Source organism: Zhongshania sp., from assembly GCF_041584495.1.
In the GTDB taxonomy this organism is placed as follows: Bacteria; Pseudomonadota; Gammaproteobacteria; order Pseudomonadales; family Spongiibacteraceae; genus Spongiibacter.
Genome location: NZ_JBFHDY010000027.1, coordinates 14450 through 33556 on the forward strand (window position 1 = coordinate 14450; position 19107 = coordinate 33556).

Genomic DNA, 19107 nt, shown 5'->3' on the forward strand with positions numbered 1-19107 from the left:
ACAACTCGGGCTAATAATTAGTGGTGGTCGTCGCCGGGCTGGCTGAGCTCGATGAGCACGCCGTCGCAGGACTTGGGATGAATAAAAATAACTTGGCAACCGTGGGCGCCGGGTGCTGGCGCATCAGCTAAGAATTGATAGCCTAGGGCTTTGAGCCGCGCCACGTCAGCCACAATATCGTCGGTGCTGAAACACAGGTGGTGCAGGCCGCCAGGTTTCTTTTCCAGATACTTGGCTATAGGGCCTTCGCCGCGCAGCGGGCTTACTAGCTCGATGCTGGTTGATTTCAGCGGAAAGAAAGCAGTTGCGGTTTTGGCGCTCTCCACTTCTTCGCTGCCATCGTAATGCAGGCCAAAATCCGCCATAAATCGGGCAATAGCTTTTTCTAAATCGGGTACCGCAACAGCAATATGATCAAGACCAGTAATCATTGAAATTCTCCTTAGCCTAAATAAATAGCGCTGGCAGCGATGCTGCCAGCGCAGAAAATCACTTCAAGGTGGCGAGAAATTCGATGGTTTTCACGCGACGCATTTCGGCGATTTCTTCAGGGGTTTCAATAATAATCATCTCGTCAGGTATGATTTTAAACAGGGGCTGACCTTTCTTGATGATCACACCGTCACCCTCAACCAAGACCTTGGCAATGGTGCCGGAGAACGGCGCAACTACTTTGTTGAACATCTTCATAACTTCAACAATATACAGCGTATCGCCAGTATTAAAGTGATCACCTTCGCTAACGAACACATCCATACCCGGCGCTTCGCGTGGATAATACATACCGCCGCTGGCTGCCAACACCTCGTCTGACTTCGCCGCAGGTGGTGGCACCAATACTTTGGCCATCTGCTTTTGCAAGTCTTTGTTCGTGAGCCGCTCTGGAATGGTAATACTCAAATCAGGATTAACACTCAGTTCACAGAAGCCGGTTTCGGTGGCGATATACATCAACACTGCGAGAACTTCAGTGCCGGCGTAATAGCCCGCGTGAGCACTGCGCACTGCAGCCCATTCGTCACTACTAAAGCCTTTCGGCGCTGTGTCGCTAGCCAGCAGCGTTTGCAATGCAGGGAAATCCTTCGCGTCAACTTTCTCGTTCAATGATTCATAGAAGCTTACCGCTGCCGTGAGGATATCGTGATCGTGATCCCAGATCATATAGCGAGCGGGCTTGCCCTTTTCAAAATCCATATTAAGGTAGTGGTAAAGCTTGTCCAGCATTTCAATAGGGTTAATCTGCCATTTAATTTCGCCACCGGCGATATGCAGACTGTCTTTGTTTATGCTCAACCAGCCGGACATATAGTGCGGCTCAGCGAACAGCCGCTCTAAGGGACGAATTAACAGCAATTTTTTGGCATCGAGGGCTGCTGCCCACGCCTTGCCATTATCACCAGCAGCCGCAACATATTTCTGGCGAATTTCGTTAAAGGCCACCTCTAAATCAATCTGATTGGCCTGCTCCTTCAATAGGCCCACGGCTGTCAGATAGGGAACAATGAAATTGGTCGACGGGCGAGCATTAATACCGTTGCCAATAAACCAGTGCACCAAACCGTAGTGGAACTCCAAGTTGGTGGACAAATCCTTGCCGCGCAACTCAGTGCGCCGCAGAATTTCGGCTAGGCGCTGGTAACTGCTCAGACGGGTTTCACCGGTGGTCAGCAACAAGGCGATGTTAGAGTCGTACGCACCGGCTAAGTGGTACTTCATAAAGACATCGGTGTCTGGGTTGTGAGTAGAAATGCCCTGATCGTCGCGAATCTCACCCGGAATCGCGTTGGACCAATTTTCAATCACACCACCTGCGTGAGGCTGAAGCGCTTGGTTGGTCGCATTCATACGCGCTTCAACCGAGGTTTTCTCGCGCAGAATACGCGTCGGCTTAGGCAGCTTTTTGCCGTGGCGCGCCAGTAAAACCATCACTTCAACCAAACTTTCTGCAATGAAATAGTCGCCAGAGTCGTCTGGGTTGGTGAACTTCAGTTTGTAGCACAGCTCAGTCACGCGGTGCTCAACCTGAATTCGAGTGTTCATTTCCATGAAGTAGTGTGCTTCGCCGTCGACAATACACTCAAAGGTGCCGAGTGAATCAAGCTTAACGGCTTCGCCGAATATCGCCCCTTCGCGCTCCATGTGCTGAAGAATAACCAGGTCTTTCTTGAGCTGCTCGGCTTCGGCGGTCTTGCCTGCAGCTACAGCCACTTCAATCGCAGCCTCAAGCTCTTCTTCGGTTACCGACACTTCCAGTAATTTCTGCTCGTGCATTTGCAATGAACAGTCGCGACCGCCCATGGTCATGCACCACTCGCCATTACCCACCACCTGAATTTCCTGGTGGCGAGTGGTGTCGATGTTCATTTCAATCAAGACGTTCTTGTTGTCGCCAACGCCATTGGTTTTTAATTCGACTAAGCACTCCAACACCAGTGAAGGCACATTAGCAGCCGCTTTTTCGACTTTCTCTTCGAGGGTCTCGCCTTCATACGAATTGGCCGACTGCAAAATGCGCTGACCTTTACCACCACCACCGGCTATCGCTTTTAAGCGGAAGCGATTATTGGGCTTTTCCATCAGCATACGCTTGGCTTCAACTTGCAGCGCGGCACCGATATCAGCGGCATTGATGATATCGATATTGGCTTCGTATGAGGCCGCCAACAGTGCCAAGGCCTGCTCTTCCACGTCCTTACACGCACTAAAGTCAACGTCAAGCTTGTGGTCTGTAGCACACTTTTCTAAGCCATCTTTGCCGTACTTAGCGAACAAGGCCAAGCTAGTGGCGTTATTCACGCCAGGAGTCACCGATACACCGGTTTCCAGCGCGGTGCGCTTGGCCTGGTCCTTCATGCCCGCAGATTTCTGGGTAAAGGAGCAAGGCCCAATAAAGTTCAGCCCCGCCTTCTCCATGGACTCAACCATTTCAGCGTCTTCTGACATAAAACCATAACCCGCAAAAATGGAGTTATAGCCATTGTCGTAGGCAATGCGGATAATCTGCTGAATGCGCTTTTGACGCTCTTCTTTAGTGGCGCCACTGTAATCTGGCACCCGGTGAACCCGATCTGGGTCTGTTAGGGTGCGCAGCTCCGGGGCTAAGGCATTGGTATAGGTAATGGAATCTTTTTCAGAGAGCAATATACCGTAGTGCGTGATGCCCATTTCATCGAATACATCCATGGCTTCCTTGCGGATTGGGCCACGGCAAATAATCAATGGTTTCATATCATTACAGGCGAATGCTCTCACCCATTCTGATTTTGACTTGGCCAGTTTCCGGTCTTTATGGACCATGGGATTGTTCAAATAATAATTGTTACTTGCTTGCACGTTGAATAACCTCGTTAGCGAATCGTCTAATTCAATGGATTAAGAAACCGTTGCACGCAACGGGGGATTAATGGAACTCCCGCTGCACACCACCCATTGGCTCAGGTTTGTAGGCCTTGAGGTGCAGTTCCAGTTGCTCACCCAGTACCTTGCGCAGGTCTGAGGGCATGACGATCTGGGATATGGATCCCAGGCTTAGTGCTTCATTTGGATTCATCAGCTCGCGTTCATAACGCTGGGTCAGTAGCAGCTCTTCCTGCTTCTGCCAGGCGCCAACCGCTTCTTTCGCCGCGCTTGCCGCTTCAGCCTCAGCCATTCCAGCTTTAACATTCTGGGCTGTCGCCTCGGCAATCTTAGCTTTAAGCGAGCCGCGAATTTTGCGAACTTCATCTTTGTAAACGTACTCAACACCGGCCGGTCCCATTACCGCTAAGCGGGTGGTCGGCAGTGCGCAGACAAAGTCGGCACCTGTTGGGTAGTTGTTAAAGGCAGCGTAGGCACCGCCGAAGGCGTTGCGCACAATCATCAAAAAGCGCGGAGTGCGCAAATCAATAATCGCGTCGAGCATGGCGCGGCCCGCTTGCACAATACCGCCCGCCTCTTGCTCTTTACCAGGCAGGAAGCCGGTGGTGTCTTCCATGAAGATCACTGGGATATTGTATACATTGCAGAAGCGGATAAAGCGCGCGTTTTTGTATGCCGCGTCGATATCTATCTGACCGGAGGCCACTGCTGAGTTATTGGCAACAAAGCCAACCACATTGCCACCCATGCGACCCAATGCGCAGACGGTGTTGCGCGCCCGCTCCGGCTGGATTTCAAAGAAATCGCCGTGGTCACACATCTGCTGAATGATAATACTGATATCAAACGGTGTGTTAAAACCGGTGGGGCTATTGAATGCTTTCTTTAACAGCAGGTCGATATCCCATGTCTTGCGGGTAATCGGATCAGACGTCGGCTGAAAGGCCGGTGCTTCGCTGCTATTGCTCGGCAGGTAATTTAGCAATTCTTTCACTTTGCGCAGTGCGGCAACTTCGTCCGGCACAACAAAGTCGGTTACGCCAGATTTAGAGTGAACGCTTGGTCCGCCCAGTTCATCAGCAGTAACGTCTTCACCCAAGACCGATTTAACAACGCCTGGACCAGTTAAACCAAAGAAAGTGTCATTAGGCTGAATAACAAAGGAGCCCTGACGGGGCAAATAAGAACCGCCACCCGCGTTATAACCGAACATACACATGATCGAGGGCACAACGCCATTGATCTTGCGCAGCGCAGTAAAGGCTTCAGCGTAACCGTCTAGACCGCCGACCCCGGCCGGAATATAAGCACCTGCGGAGTCGTTCATGCCAACCAGCGGAATGCCTAATTTACCCGCGAGGCGGAATAAATTGGCCAATTTGGTGCCATTGGTGGCATCCATAGAGCCCGCACGTACAGTGAAATCATGGCCGTAAATAGCCACGTCGCGGCCATTCACTTTCAGTACAGCGGTGACTAGGGAGGCGCCATCGAGGTTTTTACCCCAGTTTTGGTAAAGAATCTTCGGTTCGGTACCGGCATCGGCTAAGACATCAATTCGTTCCCAGATCGACATCCGCTTCTTTTCATGCTGCTTTTGAAAACCCTTTACACCCGCCATTTTGCGGGGACGCCGCTGCAGCTCATAGCCTGCTTTTAACGCCGCTTCGTAAAGGCCGGGGTCGTAGTCGATTTGCCCGGGAACAGTGAATTCAAGCTCAGATTTCTGCTCAAAGGGGTTTTCTAATGAGGGAGTGAGTTTTGCTATTTTTGTCATGCCTGTCAGTTCCAGCTACATTTAAATGGTAACCCGCGAACATACCGCATGCGCGCTCCCTTTTTTGTTTCTGGACTCCAGAAACTGGGGATTTACGCCTGCTGGCATATTTGAAGTGCGGATATTTAATGAGAACTAACCGTTCTGTGTGGTGCATCGACGGCTTGGTATTTCTCAAAGCGGCGGCTAACAGTACTGGTAACAGGCCTCTCTGTCAATCTAGACGACCCCACCACCCCCCCTTAGCGCATTGATAAAACACTAGATTTTTCAGGCTCATAGCACGTAAAATTGATCATCATCCGCAGTCTTGTATTACTTCTGAGCAACACTCCATGGCTAGCCTTTGCCGCGTACCCCTACCCTACCACCGCGATTCCAGCCGCTATTTTGCCGCAGTGAAGCATCTTCCGCTGCCAGTTTATTTAGACAGTGCTACCGAATATAACGAGCGCGGACGCTGGGACATTATTTGCGCCGCACCTGAAGATGTTATATCAATAAATACAATAGATTATGGCGATATTAATACATTCAACATTAAGGTAGAGAGTCGCTTAAATCACATTAATCAAGCCTACCTCGACGCCCCAGACGTCCCCTTTAGCGGCGGCGCCGTCGGTTATTTAAGCTACGACTTTGGCGAACAGTTCCAAGCTCAGCTCGGTGGCCAAACGGACGATATCCCACTCGCCCATATCGGAATCTACCCTTGGACTGTTATTGTCGACCACGAACTCCAGCGCTGCGAGCTGGTCGCTCAAGCTCATTTGAGCAAATCCCGAGTCAGTGAACTTGAGGGACTTTTGCGTAAGGCAGCTCCCGAGACCCGCGCCGGTAAATTCAGATTGACCAGTGCCTTTCAAAGCTCACTGAACCCCGACAGCTACGCCGAGGCGTTTCACAAAATCAAAGCTTATATCGACACCGGTGATTGCTACCAAATCAATTTAACCCGGGAATTTTGCGCTGACTTCAAAGGCGACCCGTGGTCGGCCTATTTGCGCCTGCGCGAGGTTGCTGCCGCGCCATTTTCTGCCTATATGGACTTTGGCAACAGCCAATTTCTATGCCTGTCGCCCGAGCGCCTATTGGCGGCGCATGATCGTCACCTGCAAACCCAGCCAATTAAAGGCACTGCTGCGCGCAGCGATGACCCCGATGAAGACCGGCTACTGGGGAAGACTTTACAGGGCAGCGCCAAAAATCGCGCAGAGAACATCATGATTGTCGATTTATTGCGCAATGATTTTAGCAAGAGCTGCAAAATAGAAACGGTGATTACCGAAGCCCTTTGCGAGCTGCAAAGTTTCCGAACCGTACATCACCTCGTGAGCACGGTAACTGGGCATCTCCGCGATGATCGCAGTGAATTTAGCGCCCTGCTCGACTGTTTTCCCGGTGGCTCTATTACCGGCGCACCCAAACAACGCGCCATGGAGATCATTCGCGAGATTGAGCCCCACCGCCGCTCACTGTATTGCGGGAGTATTTTTTACCTAGGACCAAGGGGCAAGCTGGACAGCAATATTGCGATTCGCAGTTTCGTCTGCAATCAAGAAAAAATCAGGGGCTGGGCGGGTGGCGGCATTGTTGCCGACTCGGTACTGGAAGAAGAGTATATTGAAACTGAAACCAAGATCAGCAAGCTACTCGACGCACTTACTGACCTTAATTAAGTCTTAATACCGGCGTTTAGCCTTTACCTTAAAGGCTCAGATTGCGATTGGAGGCCTTAATAAACTCAAGCTTAAGGGCCTCGTAATCATATACCGCAGGAAATTGCGGAAACTCTTTAATCACATTTGGCGGGGCCATAAACAAGATACCGGCATCGGCTTCAGCCAACATTGTGGTGTCATTGTATGAATCACCTGCGGCAATAACGCGGTAATACAAGGTCTTTAATGCCAATACCGCCTGACGCTTGGGGTTAACCTGACGGATTTTGTAATCCACCACCTTACCCAAACTATCTGTTTCTAATTTATGGCACAGCAGCGTCGGCCAGCCCAACTGTTTCATTAACGGGGCTGCAAACTCATAAAAGGTATCGGATAGAATTACCACCTGAAACCGCTCCCGCAGCCAGTCCAAAAACTCCCGCGCGCCTTCCATTGGTGCCATATCAGCAATCACTGCCTGAATATCAGGCAAACCTAAACCGTTCTCTTCGAGTAAACGCAGGCGTTGCTGCATTAGCACATCGTAGTCAGGAATATCACGGGTGGTTGCCTTCAAGGCCTCAATACCGGTGCGCTCGGCAAAATCGATCCAGATTTCAGGGATCAATACCCCTTCAAGGTCAAGACACGCAATTTCCACAAAAATACTCCTAAGAAAATGAATAGATGCGCTGGGCGCAATAAAAACCGCGTCAATCTAACGGCTTGGGCTTAATAAAGCAACAAACTCGCAGGATGCTTGACGGGAGATGGAAGACGCTTAACTGCATGCGCTGCGCTTATTTCGGTGCTTATATTCACAAGCATGACTAAAATTCACTACGGCACTCCGCCATTCGAATGCGAGGGCTCGCTTTTGATTTAGCGTCTTCCGTCTCCCGTCAAGCATAGCGCGCACCCGTCAATACATTGGCAACTCAATATCCGCAAACAACTCATCCAACTCCATTTTGGTATGGCATTGATAGGCCTTATCGACTAAGTCTGGGGTTAAATGCGGCGCGAACAACTCGACAAAGTCATACATAAATTTGCGCATATAGGTGCCGCGGCGGAAGCCAACCTTGGTAACACTGGGCTCGAATAAATGACTGGCATCCAGCGCAACGAGATCAGTGTCCGTTACGGGGTCGTAGGCCATTTCAGCAACAATGCCGATGCCCAGGCCGAGACGCACATAGGTCTTAATTACATCGGCGTCTGTCGCAGTAAACACCACCCGCGGCTCGAGGCCTTTGTTTAAAAAAGCCTCGTCTAGTTTGGAACGTCCAGTAAAGCCGAATACATAGGTGACGATTGGGTGGAGCGCGACGTCTTCGATGCGCAGGGTTTTCAAGGCTGCTAGTGGGTGCTCTTTAGGTACCAGAATTGTTCTATTCCAGCGATAACAAGGCATCATAATGAGGTCACTAAACAGCTCAAGAGCCTCGGTAGCAATGGCAAAATCGACGCCAAAATTGGCAGCGAGTTCGGATATTTGCATCGGTGTACCCTGATGCATATGCAGGGAAACCTCTGGGTAGCGTTCAATAAAGGTTTTTATCACCTTAGGCAGCGCGTAGCGCGCCTGCGTATGGGTGGTGGCGATGGATAAACCGCCTTTTTTGGGGTTTTTAAACTCTTGAGCGATATGCTTTATGCTTTCGGTTTTATAGAGAATCTCACCGGCGGTTTTCAAAATCGCCTCCCCTGCGGGGGTAATACGGGTTAAATGCTTGCCATTGCGGGCGAACACCTCCACACCCAGTTCATCTTCCAACATCCGGATTTGTTTGCTAATTCCCGGCTGCGAGGTAAACAAGCTTTGCGCAGTTGCCGACACATTCATTTCATGATGCGCAACTTCCCAGATATATCGCAGCTGTTGCAACTTCATAAGGTAAACCCCCTAAAACACCACAATCTGAAATGAGCTAACTCGATTTTTATTATTGCGCGCTAACCGCACTAATTATCAATTATATTGGCGATGCCATGAGGCACATGCCCCGTCGACACATGCTCTTTAGCCGATTCACAATGCACCGGTTGATCGTCAAAAAACACGTCTGCACCGTAGGCAGCCAAGAACTCACCTTTTTCCAAGCCCCCTAGAAACAAAGACTCATCAATACGAATATTCCATTCACGCAAGGTTCGAATGACCCGCTCATGAGCTGGCGCAGATCGCGCAGTAACCAACGCTATTCGTATTGGCGGTGCATTGTCTGGAAACTCCGATTGCAGCGTATTTAGCGCCGCAAGGAAAGCTTTAAACGGCCCGCCACTTAACGGCGTGTTCGCCGCGGCAACCTCACTAGCGGTAAAGGCATCGAGTCCGTCGCGCTTAAAGACTTGCTCGGCTTCGTCGGAGAAAATGACCGCGTCACCATCAAAGGCAAAGCGCAATTCACGCTTGCTTTGTTGGCTCGCCTTTTTAGAGCGCGGCAACAACGTCGCCGCCGCCACGCCGCTGTCCAGCGCACGACGAACATCTTCCGCATTTGTCGATAAAAACAAATGGCAACCAAAGGCAGATACATAACGGTAGGGACTTTCACCGCCGCTAAACGCTGCCCGGCTAATATTAAGGCCGTAATGTTTAATCGAATTAAACACCCGTAGGCCGGTATCCGCTGAGTTGCGGGACAGCAGGATAACCTCGACTTTTGCGTCATCCAAGTAATCATTTAGTTGCAGTAAGCGTTCGACAATACCAAAAGCCTCACCTGGTGCAAGCACCTCGTCTTCGTGATCAATTTGGTATTTCTGGTAAGCGGCCAAACCTTCGGCCTCATAAACACAATGGCTTTCATCCAGATCAAATAGTGCTCTGGATGAGATTGCAACAACAAGCTTGTTCTCTAGACCTTTGGACATAAACGTATTTCTAAGGGCGATAGGTTCACTATACAAGAAGCCTCGGTTAAGGCAACAATTCCGGCGTCACGTCCGCGAGTATCGTCGCGGCGTTATAAGCGTGGAAATGTACAGGTATCTCGGCTTCATCCGCTATTACTCGGCCAATATCGGCGATAAGCCCAGCATTTAAGGCTACGAATATCGGCTTATTTATTTTTTCATTGTAAATCCTAGACGATAAAACCCCGATGATATGGGGGGTTCCGGAAATCGTTTGCAATACCGCTGCGCCGCTTTGACCTTCATGACTAAAGCAATCCAAGCTGTATATATCACTTAAAGGCTGCTCTCCGCGCTGCCATAAGCTAGCGCGGCAGCGTGAAAACCACAGGCTATGGCGGGCCTTGTCGCTTGGGTAGGCAAAACTGTCTACCCAATTCACCGGATTATTTGCGAGCGGCGCGGCCAAAATGGGTCGTTTATTGATCGGTAAGGGCTGAGCCAACTTAAACAAGGCGATATCCGAACCACTGTAGCTCGCCACGTTTCCCGTGGTTTGATCGCCTGAGTCGTGTTCTCGATGCACCCAAACACGACTCACTGCAATTGAATTCGCCAACGCGAAGGGAGACGCAATATAGCGCAATCTCAGTATTTGCCGAGAGCCATCCGGGGCGAACAAACAATGGGCAGCCGAAATCAACCACTGCCCACTTAATTGACTTGCCGTGCAGCGAGACTCAAATAAACTGCCATCTCGCTGCCGAAAACGGCTAAGCAGCACTCCCGTGCTCGGCGCAGATTGGGGCGCCCGCCAAACTTGTTGACGGCTATCCTCAACGCCAGTAGCGCCAAGGGTCGGGCGGCGCTGCACATATAAGCCGTCGATGGCATCTTGTACGCGCGGAACCTGATCCCCCCCGCCCACTGGCATCCAAGCCAGTTGCGGCATGCCTTGGGCATCACTCACTAACACCCGCTGGTGATTTTCACGCTGCGCCAATATCACCACACCATCGACTTCGGCATAGGGCTGGCGAAAATCACGGTCTTTAAAGACACCCACAGCCCCGATTGTAGAATACGGCAATAAACTCGACAATTGATTAAGCACCGCCAAAGCTTTATCTCTGCGCAGAGCGACACCGCTGTCTATTTCACGCTGAAAGTGTCGCAGTGCTTCTTCTGGGCTAAAGGACTGATCAAAATCCGCGAGCACAAAGGCGCTATGCAATAAGCGCAAATCATATCCCCAGCGCTCGGCCGTACGGCTCTTTAACGCGTAACCATACGAACGGACTAAATTGGCATTAACACTGGGACTACCCCAAAAATACAGCTGCGCTAGATCTTGGGCGTGCACCGGACAAAGACCTGCGGCACTCTTTTCTGCGGCAAGTAATTCAGCAATAAGATCGGCGCCGACAAGCAATTCCGGCGATGCACTTGTAGGGAAAACACTCCGCTGGCAGTCGGCACTCAAATAACTGGCGCTCAGTAAAAAAACACCCAGTACGCACTGGCGCGCTATTAACTGCAAGCTAAGCCCGCTAAAATTCAGCAAAGTTTTGAGTCGGTACTTATGCATAGCACAACATGGATAGAACTCAGTAGCGAGGCGCTTCGTCACAATGCCAGCATCGTGCGTCAGCTCGCCCCCAAAGCCGCCATTCTAGCCATGGTTAAAGCCAATGGCTATGGCCATGGCACTAACTGGGTAGCCGAACAATTAAAGAACACCGTCAATGGTTTTGCAGTGGCGCGAGCCTGTGAAGCAAGGCGATTACGCGCAGCGAATCCGCAAGCCCGCATTCTCCTGCTCGGCACCCTGCTCGATTCAGACATTTTGCTTGAATGCGCCACCCTTAATCTGGATGTCGTGGTGCATGATCTTGCCACCGCCAAGCGCCTCGCCCACACCCCACTGCCAAGACCAATTGCGGTGTGGCTGAAGCTCAATATTGGCATGAACCGCGTAGGTATGTCGGCCACAGAGTTCAATGAAGCGCACAAATTGCTCTGCGCCACAGCCCATGTCAGCACTGTTCAGCACATGAGCCATTTCAGTGACGCCGAAGATATTGATCCAAGCCTAAGTCAGCAGCAAAGCCAAAAACTGCTGACGCTAAGCAATAGCTTGGGAGAGTATCCGATTAGTATGGCCAATTCAGCGGCGATTATTGCCCACCCAGACACGCATCAGGACTGGGTTCGGCCCGGCATTATGCTCTACGGTGACGACCCCACACAGCGCTTATCCGGTGAGCAGGCCTTAAGACCCGTTATGAATTTTAAAGCCAGAGTCATTGCTGTACGCGACGTCGCTGAAGGGGAAGGCGTAGGCTACAACCGCCGCTGGCGCGCAAAAACAGCGGCAAAAATCGCGACCGTGGCCGCAGGTTATGCCGATGGCTACCCCCGCAACGCGCCTGACGGCACCCCGGTTCTCGTCAACGGTCAACGTGCAAGCGTGGCCGGTCGGGTATCTATGGACTTAATGACAATTGATGTAAGCCACTTACCTACCACGGCCATAGGCGACGAAGTATGCCTGTGGGGCGATGGGCTCCCCGCCACTGACATCGGCAAACACTGCGGCACGATTAGCTATGAGCTGTTTACGCGAATCACTGAGCGCGTCAGCCGCTTTTATCGTTGAGCTAAATTCAAACTGCACCAGTATAGCGCCCGGTGCAACTAAACATTGAGCGCAACACACCTATTGCGCAAGAATGCTCGGCAAACGCTCTTTAGTAAGACGGAACACCACCGGGCTCAGCAATAACAATGCGATTAGATTTGGAATGGCCATTAAGGCGTTAAGGGTATCGGCCAGCAGCCAAATAAAGCCGAGATTTGCCATTGCACCCATTGGAATTGCTAAAACCCACGCGATTCTAAACGGCTTAACGCCTTTTTCGCCAAAAAAGTAAACAACACAGCGCTCACCGTAATAGGACCAGCCCAACATCGTGGTAAACGCAAAAATGGCCAAACCGACCGCGACAATATAGTGGCCGCCGGGTATCAAGGATTCAAATGAACTTGCAGACAAGGCCGCGCCGGTTCCCCCCGTTTGCCACTCCCCCGACAGTAAAATCACAAAACCGGTCACTGAACACACCAAAATAGTGTCGATAAATGTGCCGAGCATTGCGATCATGCCCTGGCGCACCGAATTATTGGTCTTTGCCGCCGCGTGGGCTATTGGTGCGCTACCGAGTCCCGCTTCGTTTGAAAAAACACCGCGAGCCACACCAAAACGAATTGCCGCCACAATGCCCGCACCCGCAAAACCGCCCACCGCAGCAGTGCCATTAAATGCCGAGTAAAATATTAACTCGAGCACCCCCGGCAAGGCCGAAAAATTCATTAACAACGCCAGTATTCCAACCGCCATATAGGCAATTGCCATAAATGGCACTAAATAGCCGGCCACGCTCGCAATCCGTTTCACGCCACCTAATATCACCAGCCCCACGCCAACAAACATAATTAGAGCGCTGATCCACACGGGCACGCCGAAGGCACCGTTCATCGCGTCAGCGACCGAGTTTGCCTGCACGGTGTTGCCTATGCCAAAACCGGCAATAGCACCGAACACGGCAAAACACGTTGCCAACCACTGCCAGCGCTTACCAAGGCCATTTTTAATGTAGTACATTGGCCCGCCGCTAAAATTACCTTCGCTGTCCTGCTCCCGATAATGCACGGCGCAGACTGCCTCAGCGTATTTGGTGGCCATCCCCACTAGCGCCGTACACCACATCCAGAACAATGCGCCGGGCCCACCTAAGGCAATTGCCGTCGCCACCCCCGCAATATTACCCGTGCCAATGGTCGCCGAAAGTGAGGTCATTAAGGCCTGGAAAGGGCTTATCTCCCCTTCCCCTGGCCCACTTTTACGCCCTGCCAGCATTAATTTAAATGCCGGCCCAATTTGCCGTATTGGCATCAGCCGCAGGCCCACCATCAAATAGGCGCCCGTGCCTAAAATGAGTACCAGCATCAGCGGCCCCCAAACGATGCCGTTGATAACACCGACAAATCCGCTTATTTGCTCCATTTATATCCCTTATGTTTGTTGCTGTTTGTCAGCTATTGGCGCTCAGGTATTTAAAAACTTAAAGTGGCTGCGCTGGGGAAACAAGCCGTAAACCCCGCCCGTATGAATAAATACAATATCACCGCTGTTTCCAAAGCGACCTTTTTGCAGTTGATCTAACATGCCGAAAAAGGCCTTACCGGTATAGACCGGGTCGAGGACCAAACCCTCAGTGGCGGCTGCATCGGCAATACAGCGAAAAATCTCATCGTCGGCCTGGGCGTAACCCGGACCGACATAGCCGTCAATCACCTTTACCGACAAGCAATCAAGGTCTATGCCAGTTTGGTAGCGACGCGCCCAATTCTGCAGGTCGCTGTTCACTTTATTGACAAACCACGCCTCGTCGTCACAAACATTCACACCCCATACTTGGGCATCAATACCGTAAGCCGCCACTCCAGCAGTCAATCCGGCTTGGGTACCACCCGAGCCTGTTGCACAAATAATATGTTTTGGATCGATACCGTGCCGCTGAAAGTCATCCTGTAACTCTGCACAGGCCTGCACATAGCCCCACACGCCAATGGCATCTGAGGCGCCAGTGGGAATAATAAAGGCTTTACGACCACGACTCGCATAAGCTTTTTGGCAGGCGAGTAGCAAGGGTTCAAGTTCACGCTGAAATTGCGCTGGCGGATAATAAGAAATCTCAGCGCCCGCTAATTGATCTAGCAATAAATTGCCGTCGGCGCTATCGGCTCGATGGCCACGCAACAATAAATGGCATTTAAGCCCTAATTGAGCGCAGAGTAAGGCCGTTGCCCGGCAGTGATTCGATTGTATGCCACCGCATGTAATAACCGTGTCACAGCCTTCGGCAAGTGCTTGGGCAAAATTAAATTCCAATTTACGGATTTTGTTGCCGGATAGCACACTGCCGCTTAGATCATCGCGCTTCACCCAAATGCGCGGCCCACTGTACCGCTCACTGAGGCGGCTTAGGAATTGCAGCGGCGTGGGCAGCTGGGCAAGGTGCTGACGAGGTGGATTGATCGCGCTTACAAAATCTGGCCGTGCGGTATTGCAAGGTGATTCATCAGGCATATTGTCACCTGTAAAGAAAAGCGCCCTGCGATTGCAGAGCGCGGGCAATGTTTAAATTGCTTTTAGAGTGCCTTTAGGCAAAACGGCGTGAATTGATGAGCGTTGAAATTTCAATTCAACATTGTCGGTGACACTCAATGCCACGTAACTGTCGTCAATTTTAGTGACCTTGCCCAAAATACCACTGGTGGTCACAACTTCATCACCTTTGGCCAGTGCCGCAACCATAGCGGCATGTTCTTTCTGGCGCTTGCGCTGCGGACGAATAGCAATAAAGTAAAACAACGCAAACATTAATACTAGGAAGCCAATCTGAAATAAGTCGCCACCTGGCGGAGCGCCTGCGGCGCCGCCAGCCTGGGCATGGGCTTGGGAGATGAAAAAACTCATTACACGTCCTTCTCAATCAAACAATTGCTAAAAATAACACTACAGACAACGCGCCTGTAGTACTGAAAATACGCCTGCCATAGTACACAAGGCCAAACTTCAAAGCGAGTAATCGTAGTCCATGGTAAAGGGCGCATGATCTGAGAAACGCTCGTCAGTATAGACGTCTGCTGCCTTAATCGTGGGTACTAATCCCGGCGTAATAACATGATAGTCTAGCCGCCACCCCACATTATTGGCATAAGCTTGGCCACGATTCGACCACCAGGTATACACCGGCTCTTGATTAATCTCACGAAAGGCATCAACAAAACCGCCCTCCTCATAGACTTTATCCAGCCAGGCGCGCTCATGAGGTAAAAACCCCGAGTTCTTTTGATTCGCCTTCCAGTTCTTTAAATCAATTTCTTTGTGACAAATATTCCAATCCGCGCAAATTACGAGCTCCCGACCGCTGGCCTTGAGCTCAAGAAAATGAGGGTAGATTTTATCAAGGAAAATATCTTTGCGGGCCTGCGCTTCCTCGCCGCTAGAGCCCGAGGGCAGATACATGGAAACAACGCTAATATTATCGTAATCAGCGCGAATATAGCGCCCTTCGCTGTCTAGTGGGTCCCAGCCCAACGCCGTCGTCACTTTATTCGGTGGCTTTTTGCAGTACATAGCAGTACCGCTATAGCCTTTTTTGATCGCATCGCAGTAAATGGTGGTATAGCCTTCGGGGTGGTACAAGGGATCTTCTAGCTGATCGCGCTGCGCCTTGGTTTCCTGAATACAGACAACATCCGCATCTTGCTTAGCCAGCCATTCAAAAAAGCCTTTGCGGCCTGCTGATCGAATACCATTGGTATTCGCAGTAATGATACGCACCAGTGCAACTCCTCTTAAAAAATTCGGTGCTCAGCTTACCAAAAACGGCAAAGGCAGGTTCACTTATTTACTAATGACCCTATTCATCCATTTGGATCATGCCCAGACCTGCCTACTAACCCTAATATGGGCGTCTAATACCTGAACAGAGATGGACAATAACAATGAGTCAATCCGGCCTAGAAGCGCTACTTGCAATTGAGCAAATCAAAAAACTCAAATATACCTACTTACGCGCAGTCGACACCCACGACTGGGATCTACTCGCCAGTACCCTGACGGCCGATTGCACCGCGCGATACGATGACGGTAAATACAGCTTCGATAACCGCGACGAACTCATCAGTGGTTTACGCGGCCACATGGGCTCGCCGTCGGTACTGACCATGCATAATTGTCATCACCCCGAAATTGAGCTGGAGAGCCCCACTAACGCCAAGGGAATCTGGTATTTGCAAGACCTCGTATTCAATAAAGAACAAAACTGGATGCTCTTTGGTACCGCTATTTACACCGACCACTACCGTATTGAAGATGGATTATGGAAGATCTGCCACACCGAATACGCGCGAATCATGGAAACCGTAAATGCGCCAATCCCTGCTACCCTGACATTTACGCACAATATGTTTGAGCCAAAGCCGTAAACCAAACGAATAAGTGATTAAAGATGAATGATATTGCCGCACGCCTACACACCGCCACCGAACAGCTTTGCCAGCCCGGCGCCCCCTTTGAAATAGAAACTCGGCAATGCGGTGATACCGAGCTACGATTCTATAAAAATGCGCCAAACACCCTGCGCGCGCTACTTGAGCCCGGCCGTAGATTTGGCGCCCAGGAGTTTTTGGTTTATCAGGATCAACGCCTGAGCTTCGATGATTTTTTCGCCCGCGCCGACGCATTGGCCCACTACTTAGTTTCCGAACTCAATATCCATAAAGGCGACCGCATTGCTATTGCGATGAGAAACAACCCCGAGTGGATGATTGCCTACTACGCAATTGTCAGTATCGGCGCGGTGGTCGTGCCATTGAACTCCTGGGGCAGCGCCGACGAATTGGCTTATGGCCTCGGTGACTCCATGGCCAAATGGGTGGTTTGCGACCAAGCACGCTATGACACAATTACCACAGCACCCAGCGAACTTGCTTGCCAAGTTATATTGGTTGGCGCCACCGGCTCGGCAGAATGCTTGAGCTTCGACGCTATTATTAACGCCCATCTCGGCGCGACAATGCCGGAAGTGGATTGCGAGAGCGACGACATTGCGCAGATTATGTACACCTCTGGCACGACCGGTCGGCCCAAGGGTGCAGTGTCTAGCCACGGTAACATCTGCCAAGCCATCTTCAGCTTTGAATTTCACGGCACCTGCTCGGCCATGGCCAACCCAGAGGCCATTCGCAAAATGTTCAGTACCGGCTTTGCGCCCTGTACCTTACTCAGCGTACCCCTCTTCCATGTTTCCGGTTGTTACGCGGCCTTCTTACTCAATCTACGCGCTGGTCGTAAAACCGTCATGATGTACAAATGGTCTGCGGAAGACGCGCTCGCCTTGATCGAAAAGGAGCGTGTCACCATCTTTAGCGCCGTGCCGTCCATGGTCGTGGATTTATTGCGCCATCCCAAGTTCAAGACGACCGATACCACCAGTTTGTTCTCTATTGGCGGCGGCGGCACGGCCTGCCCACCGAGCTTTAAAAGCACAATTAGCGAAAACCTCGGCGACGCCTACGTTGGCACTGGTTACGGCATGACCGAAACCAACGCAATTTGCGCCAGCTGCACCGGTGATGCGTATTTCTATAAGCCCAAAAGTGCCGGCACGCTATCACCGCTAGTCGAATGGCAAACCAGATGCCCCGAGGGCGCCATTCTCCCCAAAGGTGAAGTAGGCGAAATTTGGCTGAAATCAGCCTGTAATATCACTGCCTACTGGAACAAACCAGAAGCCTCCGCCGAAAATTTTGCACATGGTTGGATGGCTACTGGCGACATCGGCTATCTCGATGATGAAAACTTCGTGTTTTTGGTCGATCGCGCCAAAGACCTCATTATTCGCGGCGGTGAAAATATCTACCCTGCAGAAATAGAAGCCTGCCTCAGCCAGCACGCAGCGATTGCCGACAGCGCGATTATTACAGTGCCCGATGAACGTTTGGGTGAAACGCCCGGCGCCGTCATCCGTGTTCGCGATGGTGCCACCCTTAGCGAAACTGAAGTCAAAAACTATATGGCGGATAAGCTCGCGGCCTTTAAGCAACCGAGCCATGTGTGGTTTGTGAAAGAAGAATTGCCGCGCAATGCCACCGGTAAAGTCCTTAAGCGCGATCTCGTTCAGCGTTTTGTACAATAGACTGCCAAATCCCCCTCTTTAAAATGAGGGGTTTGCGCTACTGCCTATAAGCCGTAATATCAGCGACATCATCTTTAATGTGAGTGTCGCTATGTTGTTTTTCTCTAAAAAGCGCGCCAAGCACGTGCTCGACGAAGGTGCCGCCGAACTCGACGACGCCACCCTTCAAAAGACCCTCAGCAATCGCCAAGGTATTCTCAACAGGGTGGCCAACAACGCGTCACTCGCCCCGTATGTCAGCCAAGTAAAAATACTGTTTAATTTGGTTCAAGATTACGTAAAGGGCGACTATCGGGCGGTGCCGTGGTGGTCACTGGGCTCAATAAGCACAGCCCTACTCTATATATTAATGCCAATGGACGCCTTGCCCGACTATATCCCGGTAGCAGGCTTTCTCGACGATGCCGTGGTCTTAAAACTGTGTCTCGATATGGTCGCCAAGGATTTAACGAAATACCTAGAATTTAAGCAGGAAGGAAAATCACCCGGCGACACCGCTACAGACAATACTGAAGACAAGCTCAGCACCTAATACTCACCGGCCAGGCGCCTGTTTTCAGCGCGCAGCCAGCCGGTGCATGCAACAAGACTACTGCGACAATTCGTCCAATACTTCCATAAGTGTTTCGTGATGCGATTTAGTTTTAAACTTATCCATAATTTTAAGTAAGCGGCC

16 protein-coding genes are annotated in these 19107 nt (G+C 51.0%); 5 read left to right on the plus strand and 11 right to left on the minus strand.

Features of this window, described 5'->3' with window-relative positions:
- Positions 1 to 17 precede the first annotated feature (17 nt).
- The 3 genes from mce to ABYP33_RS06955 form a co-directional block, all read right to left on the minus strand.
- Positions 18 to 431, minus strand: coding sequence for a methylmalonyl-CoA epimerase (gene mce / locus ABYP33_RS06945; RefSeq protein ID WP_373089809.1), 414 nt, complete (start codon positions 429 to 431; stop codon positions 18 to 20).
- Between the two features lie 58 nt (positions 432 to 489).
- Complete coding sequence (locus ABYP33_RS06950; protein WP_373089839.1) at positions 490 to 3297, minus strand: biotin/lipoyl-containing protein; 2808 nt, start codon at positions 3295 to 3297, stop codon at positions 490 to 492.
- A gap of 103 nt (positions 3298 to 3400) precedes the next feature.
- On the minus strand, positions 3401 to 5134 hold the full coding sequence (locus ABYP33_RS06955; protein WP_373089811.1) for an acyl-CoA carboxylase subunit beta: 1734 nt from the start codon (positions 5132 to 5134) through the stop codon (positions 3401 to 3403).
- Positions 5135 to 5469: 335 nt separating this feature from the next.
- Between ABYP33_RS06955 and ABYP33_RS06960 the strand changes: the two genes are divergently transcribed.
- Entirely contained in the window at positions 5470 to 6813 is a 1344-nt protein-coding gene (locus tag ABYP33_RS06960; RefSeq protein ID WP_373089813.1) for an anthranilate synthase component I family protein, read from the plus strand.
- 28 nt (positions 6814 to 6841) lie between these two features.
- On the opposite strand, the gene thrH is transcribed toward ABYP33_RS06960, so the two are convergent.
- The 4 genes from thrH to ABYP33_RS06980 form a co-directional block, all read right to left on the minus strand.
- The gene (thrH, locus tag ABYP33_RS06965; RefSeq protein WP_373089815.1) at positions 6842 to 7459 is read right to left on the minus strand and encodes a bifunctional phosphoserine phosphatase/homoserine phosphotransferase ThrH; all 618 of its coding nucleotides are present in this window, start codon (positions 7457 to 7459) and stop codon (positions 6842 to 6844) included.
- 261 nt (positions 7460 to 7720) lie between these two features.
- Positions 7721 to 8695, minus strand: a complete 975-nt coding sequence (gene cysB, locus ABYP33_RS06970) for an HTH-type transcriptional regulator CysB (RefSeq protein WP_373089817.1) — start codon at positions 8693 to 8695, stop codon at positions 7721 to 7723.
- A gap of 71 nt (positions 8696 to 8766) precedes the next feature.
- Positions 8767 to 9678, minus strand: a complete 912-nt coding sequence (locus ABYP33_RS06975) for a 5'-nucleotidase (protein ID WP_373089819.1) — start codon at positions 9676 to 9678, stop codon at positions 8767 to 8769.
- A gap of 46 nt (positions 9679 to 9724) precedes the next feature.
- Positions 9725 to 11248 carry a serine protease gene (locus ABYP33_RS06980; RefSeq protein ID WP_373089821.1) on the minus strand — a complete coding sequence of 508 codons (1524 nt, stop codon included), beginning with the start codon at positions 11246 to 11248 and terminating at the stop codon, positions 9725 to 9727.
- On the opposite strand from ABYP33_RS06980, the gene alr reads away from it, so the two are divergent.
- Complete coding sequence (gene alr, locus ABYP33_RS06985) at positions 11243 to 12319, plus strand: alanine racemase (RefSeq protein WP_373089823.1); 1077 nt, start codon at positions 11243 to 11245, stop codon at positions 12317 to 12319. The two genes, ABYP33_RS06980 and alr, sit on opposite strands and share 6 nt — an antisense overlap.
- 60 nt (positions 12320 to 12379) lie before the next feature.
- On the opposite strand, the gene ABYP33_RS06990 is transcribed toward alr, so the two are convergent.
- The 4 genes from ABYP33_RS06990 to ABYP33_RS07005 all read right to left on the minus strand — a co-directional run bounded on the left by ABYP33_RS06990 (position 12380) and on the right by ABYP33_RS07005 (position 16072).
- The gene (locus ABYP33_RS06990) at positions 12380 to 13726 is read right to left on the minus strand and encodes an alanine/glycine:cation symporter family protein (RefSeq protein WP_373089825.1); all 1347 of its coding nucleotides are present in this window, start codon (positions 13724 to 13726) and stop codon (positions 12380 to 12382) included.
- Positions 13727 to 13768: 42 nt separating this feature from the next.
- A complete protein-coding gene (locus tag ABYP33_RS06995) occupies positions 13769 to 14812 on the minus strand; it encodes a 1-aminocyclopropane-1-carboxylate deaminase/D-cysteine desulfhydrase (protein WP_373089827.1) in 1044 nt (347 codons plus the stop codon).
- Between the two features lie 51 nt (positions 14813 to 14863).
- Positions 14864 to 15202, minus strand: a complete 339-nt coding sequence (gene yajC, locus ABYP33_RS07000) for a preprotein translocase subunit YajC (RefSeq protein ID WP_373089829.1) — start codon at positions 15200 to 15202, stop codon at positions 14864 to 14866.
- A 99-nt stretch (positions 15203 to 15301) separates the two neighbouring features.
- Complete coding sequence (locus tag ABYP33_RS07005; RefSeq protein ID WP_373089831.1) at positions 15302 to 16072, minus strand: exodeoxyribonuclease III; 771 nt, start codon at positions 16070 to 16072, stop codon at positions 15302 to 15304.
- A gap of 164 nt (positions 16073 to 16236) precedes the next feature.
- Here ABYP33_RS07005 and ABYP33_RS07010 point away from each other — a divergent pair, with 164 nt between their 5' ends.
- From ABYP33_RS07010 to ABYP33_RS07020, 3 genes are all read left to right on the plus strand, one after another.
- Positions 16237 to 16719, plus strand: coding sequence for a nuclear transport factor 2 family protein (locus ABYP33_RS07010; RefSeq protein ID WP_373089833.1), 483 nt, complete (start codon positions 16237 to 16239; stop codon positions 16717 to 16719).
- A gap of 23 nt (positions 16720 to 16742) precedes the next feature.
- Positions 16743 to 18431: a class I adenylate-forming enzyme family protein gene (locus ABYP33_RS07015; protein WP_373089835.1), complete on the plus strand. Its 1689-nt coding sequence runs from the start codon at positions 16743 to 16745 to the stop codon at positions 18429 to 18431.
- Positions 18432 to 18522: 91 nt separating this feature from the next.
- The gene (locus ABYP33_RS07020) at positions 18523 to 18963 is read left to right on the plus strand and encodes a YkvA family protein (RefSeq protein WP_373089837.1); all 441 of its coding nucleotides are present in this window, start codon (positions 18523 to 18525) and stop codon (positions 18961 to 18963) included.
- Positions 18964 to 19107 lie beyond the last annotated feature (144 nt).